The 18838-nt window shown below is 39.6% G+C and carries 15 protein-coding genes and 1 other annotated feature; of the genes, 12 read left to right on the plus strand and 3 right to left on the minus strand.

The features are described from left to right. Window positions 1-105: 105 nt before the first annotated feature. The gene (locus ACYSNO_RS10630; RefSeq protein WP_461731067.1) at window positions 106-1215 is read right to left on the minus strand and encodes an ABC transporter ATP-binding protein; all 1110 of its coding nucleotides are present in this window, start codon (window positions 1213-1215) and stop codon (window positions 106-108) included. 120 nt (window positions 1216-1335) lie between these two features. Beyond that, a complete protein-coding gene (locus tag ACYSNO_RS10635) occupies window positions 1336-2202 on the minus strand; it encodes a helix-turn-helix domain-containing protein (RefSeq protein ID WP_461731068.1) in 867 nt (288 codons plus the stop codon). Window positions 2203-2347: 145 nt separating this feature from the next. Next, window positions 2348-2582: a binding site (T-box leader), on the plus strand. Window positions 2583-2760: 178 nt separating this feature from the next. Here ACYSNO_RS10635 and ACYSNO_RS10640 point away from each other — a divergent pair. From ACYSNO_RS10640 to ACYSNO_RS10680, 9 genes are all read left to right on the plus strand, one after another. After that, on the plus strand, window positions 2761-3402 hold the full coding sequence (locus ACYSNO_RS10640; protein ID WP_461731069.1) for an amino acid ABC transporter permease: 642 nt from the start codon (window positions 2761-2763) through the stop codon (window positions 3400-3402). A gap of 12 nt (window positions 3403-3414) precedes the next feature. Then, window positions 3415-4050, plus strand: coding sequence for an amino acid ABC transporter ATP-binding protein (locus tag ACYSNO_RS10645; RefSeq protein WP_461731070.1), 636 nt, complete (start codon window positions 3415-3417; stop codon window positions 4048-4050). A gap of 11 nt (window positions 4051-4061) precedes the next feature. Further along, window positions 4062-4880, plus strand: a complete 819-nt coding sequence (locus ACYSNO_RS10650) for a transporter substrate-binding domain-containing protein (protein ID WP_461731071.1) — start codon at window positions 4062-4064, stop codon at window positions 4878-4880. 161 nt (window positions 4881-5041) lie between these two features. Further along, on the plus strand, window positions 5042-5665 hold the full coding sequence (locus ACYSNO_RS10655) for a TIM44-like domain-containing protein (protein WP_461731072.1): 624 nt from the start codon (window positions 5042-5044) through the stop codon (window positions 5663-5665). Window positions 5666-5755: 90 nt separating this feature from the next. After that, window positions 5756-6214, plus strand: coding sequence for an HIT family protein (locus ACYSNO_RS10660; protein ID WP_461731073.1), 459 nt, complete (start codon window positions 5756-5758; stop codon window positions 6212-6214). A 96-nt stretch (window positions 6215-6310) separates the two neighbouring features. Beyond that, a complete protein-coding gene (locus tag ACYSNO_RS10665) occupies window positions 6311-6772 on the plus strand; it encodes a GyrI-like domain-containing protein (protein ID WP_461731074.1) in 462 nt (153 codons plus the stop codon). A gap of 86 nt (window positions 6773-6858) precedes the next feature. Next, window positions 6859-9285, plus strand: coding sequence for a DNA translocase FtsK (locus ACYSNO_RS10670; protein WP_461731075.1), 2427 nt, complete (start codon window positions 6859-6861; stop codon window positions 9283-9285). Between the two features lie 261 nt (window positions 9286-9546). Further along, the gene (gene rlmN / locus ACYSNO_RS10675) at window positions 9547-10611 is read left to right on the plus strand and encodes a dual-specificity RNA methyltransferase RlmN (RefSeq protein WP_461731076.1); all 1065 of its coding nucleotides are present in this window, start codon (window positions 9547-9549) and stop codon (window positions 10609-10611) included. A 154-nt stretch (window positions 10612-10765) separates the two neighbouring features. After that, window positions 10766-11686, plus strand: coding sequence for an RNA-guided endonuclease TnpB family protein (locus ACYSNO_RS10680; protein WP_461731077.1), 921 nt, complete (start codon window positions 10766-10768; stop codon window positions 11684-11686). Between the two features lie 70 nt (window positions 11687-11756). Here the strand turns inward: ACYSNO_RS10680 and ACYSNO_RS10685 are convergent, their stop codons facing one another. Further along, window positions 11757-12587 (minus strand): NUDIX hydrolase, encoded by an 831-nt coding sequence (locus tag ACYSNO_RS10685; protein ID WP_461731078.1) that lies wholly within the window; start codon window positions 12585-12587, stop codon window positions 11757-11759. Between the two features lie 150 nt (window positions 12588-12737). On the opposite strand from ACYSNO_RS10685, the gene metG reads away from it, so the two are divergent. From metG to ACYSNO_RS10700, 3 genes are all read left to right on the plus strand, one after another. Next, entirely contained in the window at window positions 12738-14783 is a 2046-nt protein-coding gene (gene metG / locus ACYSNO_RS10690; protein WP_461731079.1) for a methionine--tRNA ligase, read from the plus strand. Window positions 14784-15170: 387 nt separating this feature from the next. Continuing rightward, window positions 15171-17900 carry a cation-translocating P-type ATPase gene (locus tag ACYSNO_RS10695; protein ID WP_461731080.1) on the plus strand — a complete coding sequence of 910 codons (2730 nt, stop codon included), beginning with the start codon at window positions 15171-15173 and terminating at the stop codon, window positions 17898-17900. 108 nt (window positions 17901-18008) lie between these two features. Beyond that, window positions 18009-18440, plus strand: a complete 432-nt coding sequence (locus tag ACYSNO_RS10700) for a hypothetical protein (RefSeq protein ID WP_461731081.1) — start codon at window positions 18009-18011, stop codon at window positions 18438-18440. Window positions 18441-18838: the final 398 nt, after the last annotated feature.

Genomic DNA, 18838 nt, shown 5'->3' on the forward strand with positions numbered 1-18838 from the left:
ACACTGCAACTCTTTTTCGGGGGGATACAAATAAGGAAAATTTATAGGTTATATTTGATACCTAAGGGGGCAAATCCAAGAGGTATCAAACACGAACTATCAAGCTTAAGGTAATTTGATAACATCTTCTGTTTCTTTATCGAAGAATTGACCTTTGTTGATATTGAATGATAAATCAACCATATCACCAGGTTTGTGAACATCACGAGCATCCACTTTTGAGATGAATTCCGTTGTTCCAATTTTCGTATAAAGCATTGTTTCAGCACCTAGTAACTCAGAAACAACAATTTCTGCATGAACCGTTGATTCTGGAGAAGCATCTAAAACAATTTGTTCTGTATGAATGTCTTCTGGACGAATACCAAAGATTAACTCTTTGCCTTCGTATCCTTTTTCAACAAGGACTTTGTTACGTCCTTCAGGGATACGTAACTCTAATCCGTGACCATCACGAATCACACCGTTGTTAAGTGTCACATTGAAGAAGTTCATTGCAGGAGATCCAATGAAGCCTGCAACAAAGACGTTCTTAGGTGAGTTATAAACTTCTTTTGGAGAACCAATTTGTTGAACGAAACCGTCTTTCATGATAACGATTCGGTCAGCCATTGTCATCGCTTCTGTTTGGTCATGGGTAACGTAAATCGTTGTTGTTTCTAAACGACGGTGTAATTTTGCAATTTCAGCACGCATCGCAACACGTAATTTCGCATCTAAGTTTGATAGAGGCTCATCCATTAAGAAGACTTTTGCATCACGAACGATTGCACGACCTAAAGCCACACGTTGGCGTTGTCCACCAGATAAAGCAGCAGGTTTACGGTCTAATAATTCGGTTAAACCTAAGATTTCAGCAGCGTCTTCTACACGCGTTTTGATTTCAGCTTTGTCGTATTTACGTAATTTTAATCCGAAAGCCATGTTATCATAAACAGTCATATGTGGGTATAATGCGTAGTTCTGGAAAACCATTGCGATGTCACGGTCTTTTGGAGCCACATCGTTCATTACTTTTCCACCGATTGATAATTCACCTTCAGAAATATCTTCTAGTCCCGCGACCATACGTAGAGTTGTTGATTTCCCACAACCAGAAGGTCCAACGAAGACGATGAATTCGCGGTCTGCGATGTCTAAGTTAAAATCTGTTACTGAATAAAAATCATTTCCATCATATTTTTTATGTATGTGTTTTAAGGCCATGTTTACCATGTTTGAATTCCTTCTTTCATATAAGTTATTTACATCCTTACTATAAATGAAAACGGTTTACATGCGCAATGGAAAGATGCACAAAAAAAGAAGATTTTCTTGTGCATCTTGTTAAAAAAACTATTTGAAGGCTGAAATTAACAAATAAGAAAGGAATAAATCATCCATTTTCTTTAAATTACAATGGGTCGCCTGTTGGAATTTGTCGAGTTTGTATTGCAAGGTATTTCGGTGCATGAACAAATCCTTGGCGGTCGAACTGACATTTCCTTGATTTTTCCAAAGATGGATAATAATATCGCTCAAATCTTCTTCAATGAACCATTGATAATAAAGCGTACGCATCAAATAACTGTCTTTGATTGCCTTTTCCATAAAAAAAGTGAGACTGGCAGAAGCCAAGTGGTAACATTTTTGATCGTGATCGCGCAATAACTCATGGCTAAAAAGTTGTTCTTCTTCTTTTAATAAACGGGTAAAGTCTTCCGTATAAGGAAAGAAAGAACCTACAAAAATTCGTGTATAGGTATTAAAATCACCGTCAAGTGCTAAAAACACGCCTGCTAGTTCATCCAAAGTTAAGGCTTCATCGTCGTAAGCTTCAATTAAAAGGGCGTAGTTTTTTGTTACGAAAAAGTAATCAACGAGTTGAGGCAAAATACTTGTTAGTTCAGTGTTCCAAGCTTCAGCGGAGGCTTCATCCAGTTGGCTAAATTCCACCTGAATCATCCGATAAACCCCCTCGTTGACAGGCGGGTTTTGATGTTGAAACAAAGCATCGTACCAAGGATGTTCTTGTGTCTTGTGCACGATGGGGTGCGGGGTAATCAAGGACTGTAGTAATTGCTGTTCCGTATGAGTGAGGTCTTTTTTTGGCAACCATAAAAATTGTCGATGATCCGAAAAAACGAAGTAGGCCTCGTCATCAGTTGAAAAAGAATGGATGGTGGCTTGAGGATAGATTTGTTGCAAGGTTTGAATATTCATAAGAAAACTCCTTTATTTGACTCATTAGCTTCTTTCCCATTGTAACGAAAGAATCGTTTTTCTGATAGTCATAATGTTAAAAAACTTTTTTGTAAAAGAGTTGACAAGTGGAAAGAAGTAGGGTAAAGTATGACTCAACTTAAATATGCAGACATCGAAAAGAACAGTAACTCGTTTTTTACGTTTTAGAGAATCTCTGGTTGGTGAGAAGAGATCGTAGAAATGCAGTGAAACACATCTTGGAGTCGATTTTTTGAATTCGAGTAGGAAAATCCGGGATTGCCCGTTATCGCAACAGTCATTCGTTGATGACTTACGAAGATTTACTTCTGTGAAGAGTAAATAAAAAAAGGTGGAACCGCGTAATTTACGTCCTTTAGCCCTCATGGCTAAAGGACTTTTTTGTTTTTCTACTAAAAAGTAAGGCAAGACTTGGTTGACTGAATGAGGTTTTCTTTTGCGAAAAGGAAAACGAAGAAAAGGTGGAACCGCGTGAATACGTCCTTTGAAGCAAGACTTCAAGGGGCTTTTTTTGTACAAATTTTAGGAGGAATGATTATGTCGTATTTAATTTCAGTATTTCCCCAACTCATCGAAGGGGCAAAAATTACTTTGCAATTATTTAGTTTTACATTAATTGGCTCAATCCCTTTAGGTGTCATCTTTGGTTTTGCTCTTGTGAGTCCTGTCGCACCTTTACGTTGGCTGACCCAGGTCTATGTCTGGTTGATGCGAGGGACGCCATTACTACTACAACTAATTTTCGTTTTTTATGGGTTACCGCTAATGGGGATCGTCTTTGATCGTTTCGATGCGGCGCTTTTCGCTTTTGTTTTAAATTATGCCGCTTATTTTGCAGAAATTTTTCGAGGAGGGATTCAGTCTATCCCAGCAGGCCAATACGAAGCAGCGCAAGTCTTGCGATTGAAAAAAAGTCAGACGATTACGAAAATCATTATCCCCCAAGTATTTAAAATTACCTTACCATCCGTTGGGAATGAAGTGATTAGCTTGGTCAAGGACACGTCATTGATTTATATTTTAGGTTTGTCCGATGTGATGCGAATGGGAAAAATTGCGATGGAGCGCGACACGACGTTATTACCGCTTTTAGGCGTCGCTGTCATTTATTTATTCTTAACCGGGATTTTTACTTTTTTACTTAAAAAAATCGAAGCACACTACAGTTACTATCGATAGGAGGATGAGGAAATGTTACAAATCAAAGGGTTATCCAAAGCATTTGGTAAAAAGCAGGTGATCAATCAACTCGATCTTGATATTCCCACCGGTAGTATTTTAACCGTTGTTGGACCTTCGGGTGGTGGAAAAACGACCTTTCTCAGAATTTTAGCAGGCTTAGAAACGGCGGACGCGGGAGAATTTATCTTAGATGGGCAATCCTATTCACCGGCTCAGTTGAAAGAAGAGGAACAAATTGTCGGAGTGGTTTTCCAAGATTTTCAACTCTTCCCACATTTAACGGTTTTTGAGAATATTACGTTGGCACCAAAGCTGGTTTTAAAGGAAGACAAAGCGATTTATACGAAAAAAGTGGCACAATTAGCTGAGACCTTGGGCATTACCGAGTTATTACAAAGTTATCCCTTCCAATTGTCTGGTGGACAAAAACAACGGGTCGCTCTAGCCAGAGCGATGGCGATGGAACCAAAAGTGTTGGCCTACGATGAGCCGACCAGTGCCTTAGACCCGGCATTGAGACAGCAAGTCGAAGAGATGATTTTGCGATTGAAAAAAGAAGGCGTGACGCAAATCGTGGTGACTCATGATTTAGCTTTTGCAAAAAATATAGCGGATAACTTACTAGAAGTGAGTCCAATAAAATAGGAGGAAAAAAGATGAAAAAGAAATTTGGTTTATTATTGATGCTTGCAGGGATGGTTACTCTGACGGCGTGTGGTGCAAAAAAAGAAGCGAAAACAGAAAAGGAAATTCAAAGTGCCGCGGAAAAAGAAGAAGTGGTGCTTGGGTTAGATGATACCTTTGTTCCCATGGGATTTCGGGATAAAGAAGGCGAATTAACCGGTTTTGATATTGAACTTTCGCAAGCGATTTTTGACTTAACAGGAACGAAAGTGAATTATCAACCGATTGATTGGGCGATGAAGGAAACGGAACTAGCTAACGGGACGATTGACATGATTTGGAATGGTTATACGATTACACCAGAACGAGAAGAAAAAGCGTTGTTTACTGACACTTATATGAAGAACCGCCAAGTTCTCGTAACTGCCAAAGAAAGTGGGATTACCGAATTTTCGCAAATGGCAGAAAAAAAATTAGGAGCTCAAGAAGGCTCGTCTGGTTATACGACATTTAATAATGAACCAACAGTCTTAAAAGACATCGTGGACGGCCAAGAAGCGACACTTTATGCTAGTTTTAATGAGGCATTTATTGACTTAGAAAACAAACGCATTGATGGCTTATTGATTGATCGTGTATATGCGGAATATTATTTAACTTCGACTGAAAAATCGGCAGCTTTCAATGTGATTGATAGTCCCTTTGAAGCAGAAGATTTCGCCGTTGGTGTTCGAAAAAATGACCAAGCGCTCGCAGATAAAATTAATGCCGGCTTAAAAGAATTACAAGCAAACGGCACCTTCGCTGAAATTTCCAATAAATGGTTTGGCGAAGATGTGACACCAGAATAAATAGCAAGAAAAAAGGAGCTTCCTTTATTAAGGAGGGTTCTTTTTTTCTTTACCCTTATTTGTATCTCGTTTGTTTTAGTGGTACATTAAATGGGAAAAAGGACGTTTCTCTGTTCTTTATGAAGTGATTGATGGGACTTCCTTTGAAGAGGGGTGAGTGTGTGCGAAAGAAAGTTTTGAATGTGTCTGTGAAAATTTTAGGTTGTTGTTTCCTTATTTTTCTTGTGTATCATTTTTTTCCGGTAATCGTCGAAGCTCGTGCTGGTGGGGGCGGAAACACCGGTGGCAGTAGCACAGAAGGAACGAGCAATCATTTAGTCGGTGCGTTGCTTACAATGATTTTTCTTCCAATTATGATGCTTAAAAAAATGGGAACAAATGCAAAAGAAAAAAGGCTCTACACAGAGGTCGATGACTTAGATAAATGGGAATATAAAATATTGTTTCGGAATATACAAATGGCATGGTCAAGTGGTGACATGGTAGAGGTGCAAGAGCGAATGGATCCCACACTATACAGTGACTACCAACAAAAATTAGCGGAATACAAGCGAGTGAATAAAAGAAATGTACTCACGGATATTCAAATTAACAAAGTAAAAGTTTCGCGTTCGAGCCAGGCGAATCAATTTAAAAAGATTCTTTTTGAAGGAACAATCATTGATTATTTTGAAGAAAATGGTCAAGCACCCCAAGGGGAAATCAGGCCCATTCCATTCAAAGACATTTGGCTAATTGAGCGAACCAAAGAGGGTTTGATTGTCAGAGACATTGAGAATTTATAGGTTGAGAGACGTTTGAAGGTCAATCCTTGATTGCTAGGACATTGGACTGAAGGATTGGGGTTGATCAAATGGACAAAAAGGAGGATTTCCATGAGTTGGAAAAACAATCGGATTCAAGCGGCAATCGATGGGACAAATCCCATGGTGATGAAAGAATTAAAAGGTGGCTATTTAGTTTTTGGTGACGTCCAATTTTTACCCGGTTACTGTGTTTTACTGCCCAAGAGAGAAGTCGCCTCTTTAAATGATTTGACGTTGGAGGAACGGACGCAATTTTTGCTAGATATGAGTCTTGTAGGAGACAGTATTTTAGCGAGCACGGATGCCATCCGGATGAATTATGACATTTTAGGCAATACCGATCAGTTCTTACATGCCCATATTTTTCCACGTTACGCTTGGGAAAAAGAGGAACGTCGTAAAATGCCTGTTTGGTTATATGATCAATCCAATTGGTTTAACCCAGAGACCGCCTATAATGAAGCACAACATGGCGCTTTACGAGGAAAGATTTTAGCTCATTTGAATAAGAATAAGAAATCATTTTAAAAGATTGCTTGCTATTTTTTTTATATCCAACTAAGGTTAGATGTAGGAAGTGACTGCAGTCCTTTCAAAAGCATTTTTGAAGGGAAAGAAGAAAAAATGAAGTATACGATTGAAACCATTCCTACAGGAGAAATCTTTTATCTAAGAAGTGTTGGTCCTTATGGTCAGGAAGCGAATTTTCAAATGATGGCGACCTTTAAAAAGTGGATCAAAGCGAACCATTTAACCGAAACACTTCAGGAGACAGGTATCTTAGGTATTCCTTGGGATAATCCACAAGAAGTCCCTGGGGAAAACTGCCGTTATGATTTGGCGTTATTTAAGGTGGCTAAAAAAGAAATCGAGCTGAAAGAGGTCAAGCAAGGTTTATTTGTTGGTGGGTCTTACGCGGTTTTTAAACTGCCCCACACACGAGGAGCTGTCACTCATTTTTGGCAAACCATTCACCAGTATGCCCTAGACAAAGAGTTACAATTACGGGATTGTCCGATAATTGAACGCTTTAGAGAAGAGGTCGGCGCACAAAATCACTGTGAATTTTTAGTGCCAATTATTTAATTACGATAAAAAGAAAGAAAGAGGGGGAAAACTTTTGTTCCCGTCTTTTTTTTTGCTATAATGGGGAGGATGGAAAGAGGGATACGATGGCAAAGAAAAAACGTCCGGCTAAGAAACGGAAAACAAAAAAACAACAACTCCAAGAAGAAAAATTAACTTTAGTAGGTTTAGGCATTTTATTTATATTATTTGCTTTAGCAGGTTTATTCAAATTAGGCTTTTTAGGGAATCTTATTGCAAATGGGTTTCGCGTACTCGGAGGCAATAGTTACCCCTTGTTAACGATGGCGTTAGCTTTTTATGGAGGCTTTCTAGTCGTCAAAAATACCAAAGCGACCATTCAAAATTATCGGCGTTTAAGTGGGATGTTATTGATGTACTTGGCGCTTTTACTTTTTTTACATGGGCAACTATTTGGAAAAATCAAATCGGAAGAAGTCACACTTTTTGCGACGACATGGCATTTGCTTTTAAGTGATATCAAAGTGAATCAAGTCACGCAAAATGTCGGTGGGGGAATGCTTGGGGCACTCCTTTATCAGACAACCAATTTTTTAGTGGCGAGAATCGGAAGTTATGTGATTGCCTTTTTACTTTTTGTCAGTGGCGCATTTTTGACAAGTACGATTGACAGTCATGAGTTAGTCGAGTTTCTCAGTCAGGTAAAAGAAAAAATGAGCGAACGCTTCGTGGGGGATCCAGATAAAAAAGCCTACCGCCAAGTAAAAAAAGCGGAAAAGAAAGCAGAAAGACAAGCTGCAAAAGAAGCAAAAAAAGAAGCAGAGCGAGCAGCTATTTTAGCAGAGATTGAACAAGAGAAAAGCAATACAGTTCGTGCCAAAACACCAGCAGAACAATTGGCAGAAGAACAGAAAACAGCAGTGAAAATTGAACCTGAACAAATGAGTTTTGTGCCAATTGATAGCTTCCAAGAAAACCCAGTATCAACAGAGCTCGAAGAAGAGGAGGTCAAACAAACATCGAATGCTGAAGAAGAATTGGAAGAGTCGTCAGAACTTGATTTTGAAATTCCACAAGAAGTTGAGGATGAGGCGTATGAACTGCCACCATCTTCTTTATTACAAGCGGTGAAAGCGACGGATCAAAGCAGCGAATATAAGAAGATTGAATTAAACATTGGCGTCTTGGAACGAACCTTCGAAAGTTTCGGTGTGGACGCCAAGGTGGTAAAAGCAAGCTTGGGTCCTTCTGTTACGAAATTTGAAATTCAACCCGCTGTCGGTGTAAAAGTGAGTAAAATTGTCAATCTAACAGACGACATTGCACTCGCACTCGCAGCAAAAGATATTCGGATGGAGGCCCCGATTCCGGGTAAATCTTTAATTGGAATTGAAGTGCCAAATGATGCCGTCAGCACGGTATCGTTTAAAGAAATTGTCGAGAATAATCCCGCTGCACCTGAAAATCTCTTAGAAGTGCCTTTAGGCCGTGACATTTCCGGTCGCGTTCAAACAGCAGATTTAACCAAAATGCCTCACTTACTAGTTGCAGGATCAACGGGAAGTGGGAAATCGGTAGCAATTAATGGGATAATTACGAGTATTTTAATGCGGGCAAAACCGCATGAAGTCAAATTAATGATGGTCGATCCTAAGATGGTTGAGTTAAACGTATATAACGGGATTCCTCATTTATTAACGCCGGTCGTTACAAATCCAAGAAGAGCGGCACAAGCATTGCAAAAAGTCGTGAAAGAAATGGAAGAACGTTACGAAAAATTTGCCGCTAGTGGTGTACGAAACATCACAGGGTATAATGAAATGATTCAAGCACACAACGCAGAAACGGGAGAAAAAAATCCGATTTTACCGTTTATTGTTGTGATTGTCGATGAGTTGGCGGACTTAATGATGGTTGCAAGTAACGAAGTGGAAGATGCCATTATTCGTTTAGCTCAAATGGCGCGTGCAGCTGGGATTCACATGATTTTAGCGACCCAACGCCCGAGTGTCGACGTCATTACTGGAATAATTAAGGCGAACGTGCCTTCTCGCATGGCGTTTGCCGTCTCAAGTGGCACCGATTCACGTACGATTATTGATAGTAATGGCGCTGAGAAATTATTAGGCCGTGGCGATATGCTCTTTTTACCAATGGGTGAAAACAAACCGATTCGCGTTCAAGGAGCCTTTACTTCCGATCAAGATGTTGAAGCCATTGTTAAATTTGTGACAGACCAACAAGGTGCCAATTATGTGGAAGAAATGATGGTCACAGAAGAAGACGTTGCAGCCGCGTCAGGTGCAACGGCATTGGCCGACGAACAAGATGAACTCTACGACCAAGCGAGAGATTTGGTCGTTGAAATGCAAACAGCCAGCGTCTCTTTACTCCAAAGACGTTTTCGTGTGGGGTATAACCGAGCGGCACGTCTGGTCGATCAGTTAGAAGCCAATGGAATTGTTGGGCCTTCAGAAGGTAGCAAGCCTCGAAAAGTCTTAGTTGCGGAAGAATTAGAAGTTGCAGAACCTCCATACGAAGAATTTGAATAAGCAATCAGAGGATTCGACAACAAAGAGGTGTGGCTGCGAGGACTATCTGTGAGTTATAAAAAAAGGGCAATCTTTTGGATGAGATTGCTCTTTTTTTGGATACGGATAAACAATGATTTACCTGAATCAATCAGGGGAGTCATTGTTTGACTTAGCGAAAAATCGTTCAACGAAATAATTGATTTCTTTCACAAGGGTCATTGTATTCTGATGAAAATTCCTGTATAGTAAAACAGACTATTTTTTGAAATGAGGAAGAAAATGAAACCTTCAATCTACGGATTAAGAAAAGAAGCATTGGAAGCATGGTGTCTAGGCGAAGGAGAAAAAACATTTCGAGCCAATCAAATTTGGGAGTGGCTTTACCAAAAGCGAGTGACCACCTTTCGTGAAATGACAAACTTATCAAAAGCGTTAATAACCAAATTAGAAGATACTTTTGTGATCAATCCATTGCACCAAGTAATTGTTCAAGAGTCAAAAGATGGCACGGTGAAGTATCTATTCCAATTGCCAGACAAACATATGATTGAAACGGTCTTAATGCGTCAAGATTATGGCATGTCTGTCTGTGTCACTACCCAAGTTGGATGTAACATCGGCTGCACCTTTTGTGCCAGTGGTTTGTTGAAAAAAAGTCGGGATTTAACTGCTGGAGAAATCGTCGCTCAAATTATGATGGTGCAACACTACTTTGATCAGCAAGGTCAGGGCGATCGGGTTTCTCATATTGTTGTCATGGGAATTGGGGAGCCGTTTGATAACTATGAGAACTTAATGGACTTCTTACATGTTGTCAATGATGCCAAGGGATTGGCGATTGGCGCACGTCACATAACCGTTTCAACCAGTGGTCTCGCGCATAAAATCAAAGAATTCGCAGAAAATGGCTTACAAGTCAATCTGGCGATCTCCTTACACGCGCCAAATAATGACGTTCGCACATCTATTATGCGAATTAACCGTAATTTCCCACTAGAAAAATTAATGGCTGCCGTTGATTTTTATTTGGAGAAAACCAATCGTCGAATTACCTTCGAATACATCATGTTAAGTGGGGTCAACGATCGACCTGAACATGCACAACAATTGGCCGATTTATTAAAAGGAAAGCATAAGTTAGCTTATGTGAACTTAATTCCTTATAATAAAGTGAACGAACATGATCAATATGCTCGAAGTAGTAAAACCGATGTGCTGGCATTTTATGATATCTTGAAGAAAAACGGCGTCAATTGTGTGATTCGTAAGGAATTTGGCACGGACATTGATGCGGCCTGTGGACAACTACGTAGTAAACAAATCAAAAAAGAAAACGTTCAATAAGCAAGAAAATCGAATCAATCAATTCAAAATCCTTCAAATCTTTGAGGGATTTTTTTTATTTGCTTGCATTTTAATTGTTATTTTTTTATGATGGGGGATAAGTTGTAAGAAAAGTCTGTTTTTTCAGACAATTGATAGAAAGAGGAGGAGTCGAATGAAGGTTTTAAAAGGTTATCGGTTTCGAATGTACCCGAATGAAGAGCAACGGCGCTTTTTTATTGAAACATTTGGTTGTGTTCGCTTTACTTATAACCATTTGTTGGTAGAAAAGAAAGAAAAAAAAGGATCCTATCAAACGCCGGCACAATTAAAAAAGGACTATCCTTTTTTGAAAAAAACCGATAGTTTGGCATTGTCGAATGCGCAACGAAATCTCGAGCGAGGTTTTCGAAATTATTTCAACGGTCGGGCTGGTTACCCTAAGTTAAAAAGTAAGAAACGTATCTGGCAATCCTACACAACGAATAATCAAAAAAACACCATTTATGTAATCGATGGTCAGGTGAAGTTACCTAAAATAAAAGAATTCGTCGTAATTGATCAACATCGTCCCGTTCGTGGCGAAATTCGCTCAGCGACAGTTTCTGCAAAAAATAATGAAATCTTCTATCTTTCCCTTTTATGTTTAGAAGAAGTCCCACCGTTAAAGAAAACTGGCGAGAAAGTACAACTGACTTTTGACGAAACGCAACTTGTTTCGAGTGTCCCTTCCTTTACGTTCCCTGATTTTTGTCAGAAACATTTAAATCAAAAGATTAAAAAGGAAGAAAAGAAATTAGCCTTGCGTAAGCAAGTTGCAAAAAAACGGCAAGTTCATCTCAGTGAGGCTAAGAATTATCAAAAACAAAAGAAAAAAGTGGCGCAGTTGGAACAACGAAAAGCCAATCAAAAGCGTGATTATTTGGATCAACTTTCCTATTTATTCGTTCAAAAATTTGATGAAATCGACGTAGTGAAAGGGATGAATCAAGCAGAAGTGCCCCAAGCGACTTTTCAAGGAGCAGACTGGCAACAATTTTTAAATAAGTTGCAATACAAGACGACTTGGTATCAAAAAAAGTTGAAAAGCACCTAAAAAAACGTTCAGACCCAAAAAAGTCTGAACGTTTTTTGATTGGCAAAAAGAAAAGCATCCTGGAGTAGTTTTAAGAAAACTCACCAAACAAAATTTCTTCTTTGAGGCGATAGACTTTTGATGGACGACCAATTCCCATTGAGCGAACACCAACTTCTTCTAAAAAGCGTAAAAGGGATTTCTTAAAGTTTGAATGGTCAATCTCTCGATAGTTCACACCTAAAAATTTGGCAAAAACTTTTCTCGCTTCCGTAATCGTGAAGTTTTCACCAAGGACTTGTAAGACTTGGGGTTGGTTTTCCATTTTATTTGTAATACGATTGAAGGCTTTTAAGAGAATCTCGCTATGGTCAAAGGCTAATCGATCGGAACTCAATGCTTCACCCGTTGTTAAATCTAATAAAATTTCTGTTTCCTGATCTTTTAAGGCTAAAACATTGCCCTCTCTTTCAAGAGCAAACCATCGAACTTGCTTGGCGTCGTCGCCGGCAGTTAAGGGTTCTTCTCCAATAAATGCTAAGTAACTCACCGTAACGACCCAACCACGAGGATCACGATTGGGCGTACTAAAAGTATGGAGTTGTTCGATGTTTTGTTCTGAAATGACAACGCTTGTTTCTTCTTTGGTTTCGCGTAAAACAGATTCACCGGTCGATTCTTTTGGATTAACGAATCCTCCCGGCAAGGCCCATGAATTGCGGAAAGGATTGGTCTTTCTTTGAATGAGGGCGACTTTCAAACGATCTTCTTCTTTGTTGTAACACATGAGAACCATATCAACTGTGACGGAGGGCTTTTCAAATTGCGGCTGCTCCTGTTTTTTATACCAAGCAAGGAACGCTGCTTCACTCGCTTCTTGTTCGTAATATTGTTTTTCTTGTTCTTTTGAAGTAAACGTCATCTCGAGACTCCTTTATTAGATAAATGCTTCTTATATTTTAGCATGCTTCCCGTACAAGCAAAAGCCTCGAAGCCACTTCTTTGTTTTTTTATCAAAGAAACTGATGGAAATATAAAACGGAAATAAAAAAATATGGTATACTGTCGAAGAATGACTTTTGAAAAGAGCAAGGAGGAAAAGATAAATATGGCTGAAAAAGAAACATTTTACATTACGACGCCTATCTATTATCCAAGTGGAAAATTACATATCGGAAACTCTTATACAACGATTGCCTGTGATGCAATTGCGCGTTATAAGCGTTTAATGGGTTTTGATGTCTTTTATTTGACAGGTGTGGATGAGCACGGACAAAAGATTGAACAAAAAGCAGATGAATTGGGTGTGGAGCCACAAGCATACGTTGATCATATGGTGGCAGACATTCAAAAATTGTGGCGAACACTTGATATTAGCTATGACAAATTTATTCGAACAACCGATCAAGATCATAAAGAAGCGGTCCAAAAAATCTTCCAACAATTACTTGACCAAGGAGATATTTACTTAGGGGAGTATGAAGGTTGGTATTCCGTTTCAGATGAAGAATATTTTACAGAAACACAATTAGCAGAAGTTTATCACGATGCCGACGGAAAAGTTACTGGTGGAAAAGCGCCAAGTGGGCATGAAGTTGTTTTAGTTAAGGAAGAATCATATTTCTTTAAAATGAGTAAATATGCGGATCGCTTATTAGCCTACTATGAGAGCCATCCAGAATTTATTCAACCAGAATCACGCAAAAATGAAATGATTAATAACTTTATCAAACCAGGATTAGAAGACTTAGCAGTTTCACGGACGACCTTCTCATGGGGCGTACCGATTCCATCAGATCCCAAACACGTGGTTTATGTCTGGATTGATGCCTTGTCTAACTATATTTCAGCGTTAGGCTACGGAACCGATCATGACGAGCTCTTCCAAAAATATTGGCCAGCAGATGTGCACATGGTTGGAAAAGAAATTGTGCGTTTCCATACGATTTATTGGCCAATTATGTTAATGGCCTTAGACATTCCTTTACCAAAGAAAATCTTTGGTCATGGTTGGTTAATGATGAAAGATGGGAAAATGTCAAAATCAAAAGGGAACGTTGTGTATCCAGAAATGCTTGTTGAACGCTACGGGCTAGATGCTTTACGTTATTACTTATTGCGTGCAGTTCCTTTTGGGAGCGATGGCGTCTTTACACCTGAAGATTTCGTTTCTCGTGTGAACTTCGATTTAGCAAATGACCTAGGAAACTTATTAAACCGTACCATTGCGATGATCAACAAATATTGTGATGGTGTGGTACCCGCCTACGCATCTAAAGTGACAGAATTTGATAGCGAATTATCCACGACTGCAGCGAACGTGATTGGACGTTACCATCAGGCAATGGATCGAATGGAGTTTAGCACCGCTTTATCAGAAATTTGGACCTTAGTCTCTCGTGCGAATAAATATATTGATGAGACGGCTCCTTGGGTCTTAGCAAAAGACGAAAGCAAAAAGGCAGAACTCGATAGCGTGATGGTTCATTTAGCAGAAACTTTGCGTATCTCAGCTATTTTATTACAACCAATTATGACTCAAGCACCCGTTCAAATCTTTACACAATTAGGCTTGAATCCTGAGAACATGAACTTAAAAGGCTTGCACTTTGGAGAATTCCCAGAAGGAACGAAAGTGATTGCCAAAGGAACGCCAGTCTTCCCACGTCTAGAATTAGAAACGGAAGTCACCTATATTAAAGAGAAAATGGCAGCAGGCAGCCCAAATGCAACGGAGACCATTAAATGGGACCCAGAAGAAACAGAAATGGTTTCCGTGAAAGAAAAAGAAATCAAGTATGAAGACTTTGATAAAATCGAATTAAAAGTAGCAGAAGTCATCGACTGTCAAAAAGTCAAAGGTGCCGATAAGTTACTGCAATTCCGTCTAGCAGCTGGCGATAACCAAGACCGTCAAATTTTATCAGGAGTGGCCGAATTTTATCCTGATCCAAGTCAATTGATTGGCAAGAAAGTCGTCATTGTAGCAAACTTGAAACCACGGAAAATGCGAGGCTTAATCAGTCAAGGAATGATTTTATCCGCTGAAAATGCAGCCGGTGAGCTAAAAATCGTGGATGCACCAAGTGGCATGCCTAACGGTTCGATTATTGCGTAACCATGATCATGACGATTTCATGGAAGTTACAACCTCAAAAAGAGCGATGAGCAACATCATCGCTCTTTTTTCATATCAAAACCAAGCTGTTCCCTTTCGCGAAAGAAGCACCTGTAAAAATAGAAGAATTAAGAAAAAGCATTGTTTGAGGGAATCAATCTAAAAAGATTGTCAAAAGGGTTGGCTATCTTGTATAATAGAATTTGTAATTATTTTTTGTTCATAGGGGAGTAACTGGCAGCATACAAAAAGCTGTGGCAACATCACCAGCCGAAATGAAAGTTTCTGGTGTTGCCTTAATTAGTGAGACTTATGTATGTGTTGCACATACACAAGTCTATTTTTTTTTGGAAAGATGGATTTGTGACAAACCAAAGGAGGAAAATCATGTCAACAGAAGAAACAAAGAAGCAACAAACCGGCCAAGCTTTCTACACGAAAACCGAAGAGGAAGTCTTGCAACAGTTTGACACAAGCCTTGAAGGGTTAACAGACGCGGAGGCCAAAAAACGTTTGGCTGAGTATGGAGCCAATGAGTTAGACGAAGGTAAACGAACCACCATGTTCCAAAAAATCTTAGCGCAATTTAAAGATTTAATGATTATCGTTCTACTTGCAGCTGCAGCCGTTTCTGCTATGGTACCAAACGCAGAAGGCCATCGTGAGTGGGTCGATGCGGTAATTATTTTAGCCGTAGTCGTGATCAACGCGATTATGGGTGTCATTCAAGAAAATAAGGCCGAACAAGCCATTGAAGCCTTGAAAGAAATGTCCACGCCAGATGCACACGTCTTACGTGGCGGGCACAACGTAACGATTAACAGCCATGAACTCGTTCCAGGAGACGTGGTTTTATTAGAAGCAGGAGATGTGGTTCCTGCAGATATGCGTTTAATCGAAATTAGTAACTTGAAGATTGAAGAAGCCGCTTTAACCGGAGAATCTGTACCGACAGATAAAGAGCGGGTCGTCTTGGAAGATACAGAAGTTGGTATCGGCGACCGTGTGAATATGGCTTTTGCCAATAGTAACGTCACATATGGTCGTGGGAAAGGGATCGTTGTTTATACGGGAATGAATACAGAAGTTGGGAAAATTGCCAACATGCTCGCAAACGCCGACGAAACCGAAACCCCATTAAAACGAAACTTAAACCAATTAGGTAAATTCTTAACCTATGCAATTTTAGCGATTGCCGTCATTATGTTCTTCGTTGGAACCTTAATTAACGGTCAAGGGTGGGTGGAGATGTTATTAACCTCCATTTCATTAGCCGTTGCAGCAATTCCAGAAGGATTACCAGCGATTGTGACGATTATCTTAGCCTTAGGTACCCAAGTGATGGCGAAACGAAATGCAATGATTCGTAAATTGCCAGCCGTAGAAACATTAGGTGCAACAGATATTATTGCATCTGATAAAACAGGTACCCTAACCTTAAACCAAATGACCGTTGAAAAATTGTATGTAGACCGCCAAGAATACGATGCAAGAGGCGATGTACCAAAAGATACTTTAGCTGTGAAAATTATGAACTATGCCAACGATTCTCGTTTTGATAAAGAAGGAAAAGTCGTCGGTGATCCAACCGAAACCGCGCTCATCCAATTTGGTTTGGATTTAGGTTTCGATGTTCGTGAAGAAGTGGCGAAAGAACCACGTGTCGCTGATCTTCCCTTTGATTCGGAACGTAAATTAATGAGTACCATTCATGAACTCGCAGACGGTCGTTTCTTAGTTGCTGTCAAAGGTGCACCGGATGTCTTATTAAACCGTGTCTCTCACCTATTCGTTAATGGCGAAACAGTTGAAATGACGGAAGCGGAGAAAGAACAAATTTTAGCAGCCAACAAAGGCATGGCCAAACAAGCTTTGCGTGTTTTAGGAACAGCGTATAAATATGTCGATGCAGTACCAACAGAACTTGTTTCAGAAGAAATTGAAAATGATTTAATCTTTGCTGGTTTAATCGGAATGATTGACCCAGAACGACCAGAAGCAGCTGGCGCAGTAAAAGTAGCCAAAGAAGCGGGCATTCGTCCAATTATGATTACAGGAGATCATCGCGATACAGCAGAGGCAATCGCCGGTCGTCTAGGAATTATCAAACCCGGTGATGACAAGGCCGTGTTAACAGGCGCAGAATTAAACTTAATGTCTGAAGAAGAATTCGCCAAAAGAATTACAGAATATTCCGTTTATGCTCGTGTGTCACCAGAACATAAAGTTCGAATTGTAAAAGCCTGGCAAGAAGCAGGAAAAGTCGTTGCGATGACGGGGGATGGTGTCAACGATGCGCCTTCACTCAAACAAGCGGATATTGGAATTGGTATGGGAATTACCGGGACAGAAGTTTCGAAAGGTGCTTCTGATATGGTTCTTGCGGATGATAACTTTGCAACCATTGTCGTGGCTGTTGAAGAAGGACGTAAAGTCTTCTCGAACATTCAAAAAGCGATTCAATACTTAATGGCAGCCAATCTAGGTGAAGTACTTGTACTATTCATTGCGACGCTACTTGGATGGGATACCTTGTTACCGATTCACTTACTCTGGATTAACTTAGTCACCGATACATTCCCAGCGATTGCTTTAGGAATGGAGCCGGGAGAAGGAAACTTAATGTCACGCAAACCTCGTGGAAAGAGCTCGAACTTCTTTTCTGGTGGTGTGATGAGTAGTATTATTTATCAAGGAATTTTAGAAGGGGCAACCGTCCTCTTTGTTTATTGGTCAGCTATTAAGTGGCCGGCACATACGGCCTTAAATATGGTTGGTTTAAGTGCGACAGAACTTTATGACTTACAGCATGCAGATGCGTTAACAATGGCTTTTGCGACATTAGGTCTGATGCAACTATTCCATGCCTTTAACGTGAAATCCGTTCACCAATCCTTATTCACGGTTGGCTTCTTTAAAAACAAAGCCTTTAACTGGGCGATTTTATTATCCTTTGTCCTAATGATGGGGATCATTTTAGTCCCAGGATTAAATGACATCTTTAAAGTCACACACTTAGACACTTATCAATGGGGAATTGTCACGGCAGCGTCCTTTGCCATCATTCCAGCTGTTGAAATTGTTAAGTTTGTTCAACGTCGCATGGGTAAGATTTAATAATAGAAAAGAAAAAATGACTGGCCTCTCGCTTCAGTCATTTTTTTCTTTTCTATTTGCTTCAAACAGGGTAAGATAGAGCTAAGTATTAGGAAAGTAGGGAATCTTGTGAGACCAAATTTAGGTTTTTATGTTCAGAATATTAATCAAATTGTGAAAGATACAGAAGAAATTGGTGAAACTTTGCATCCGAAGTATGAGGAAATTCGCCAGGCCATTGATTCAGACAAAGTATCCGAATTATCCGCAGAAACACTAACGAAAACCATTGAAAACTTTGAAAAAGGCACCGAAAAATACAAAGCGATGTTAAAACAAATTAAGGCCTTGCGCCCGCCCGCACAAGTCTTAGGCATTCATAAAAAATTTGAGAATTCTTATTTAAGTTACGTGGCAGGTTGCGAGGAAATGATTGCCAGCCTAGCGAACGGGACAGTAGATGTCGCTGCTTTTAATGCGGCAGAGGAAAAACAAGACCTAGCAACAGACGGTATTTCTTTCTCAATTCAAAGAATGACTAGTACATTATTAAAAAGATAAAGTGAAAAGCAGAACAAAACAAGAAATATCTAATAAAACTATTATCTGTTTTTTATGTATGAAAGTGTAAAAGAGTATATACTATAGTCATAACCAACAAATAACCTTTTTATTTTTCATTTTACTCCTTAATCGAGTAAAACTCCTTTTTTTCACCCGACCTAACCAATCGGGTGATTTTTTTTGTTCCTTGTGTTAAAATAAAACAAATAGATGTGAAGTGAGGGATCCTAGATTGAAAAACTAACCCATTGATTGAAGCTGCATTCAGACGACTTTTTTGGTAAGACCAAGGGAGGCGTGTGCAGATTTTCAGGATGGGTATGTTTTTAATCGGGGGCTTTTTAGGCTTTTTTGATGACGAAACGACCTTTTCCTGAAAATAGGAAGAGGTTTTT

The sequence above is a fragment of the Enterococcus sp. LJL98 genome, assembly GCF_054871745.1.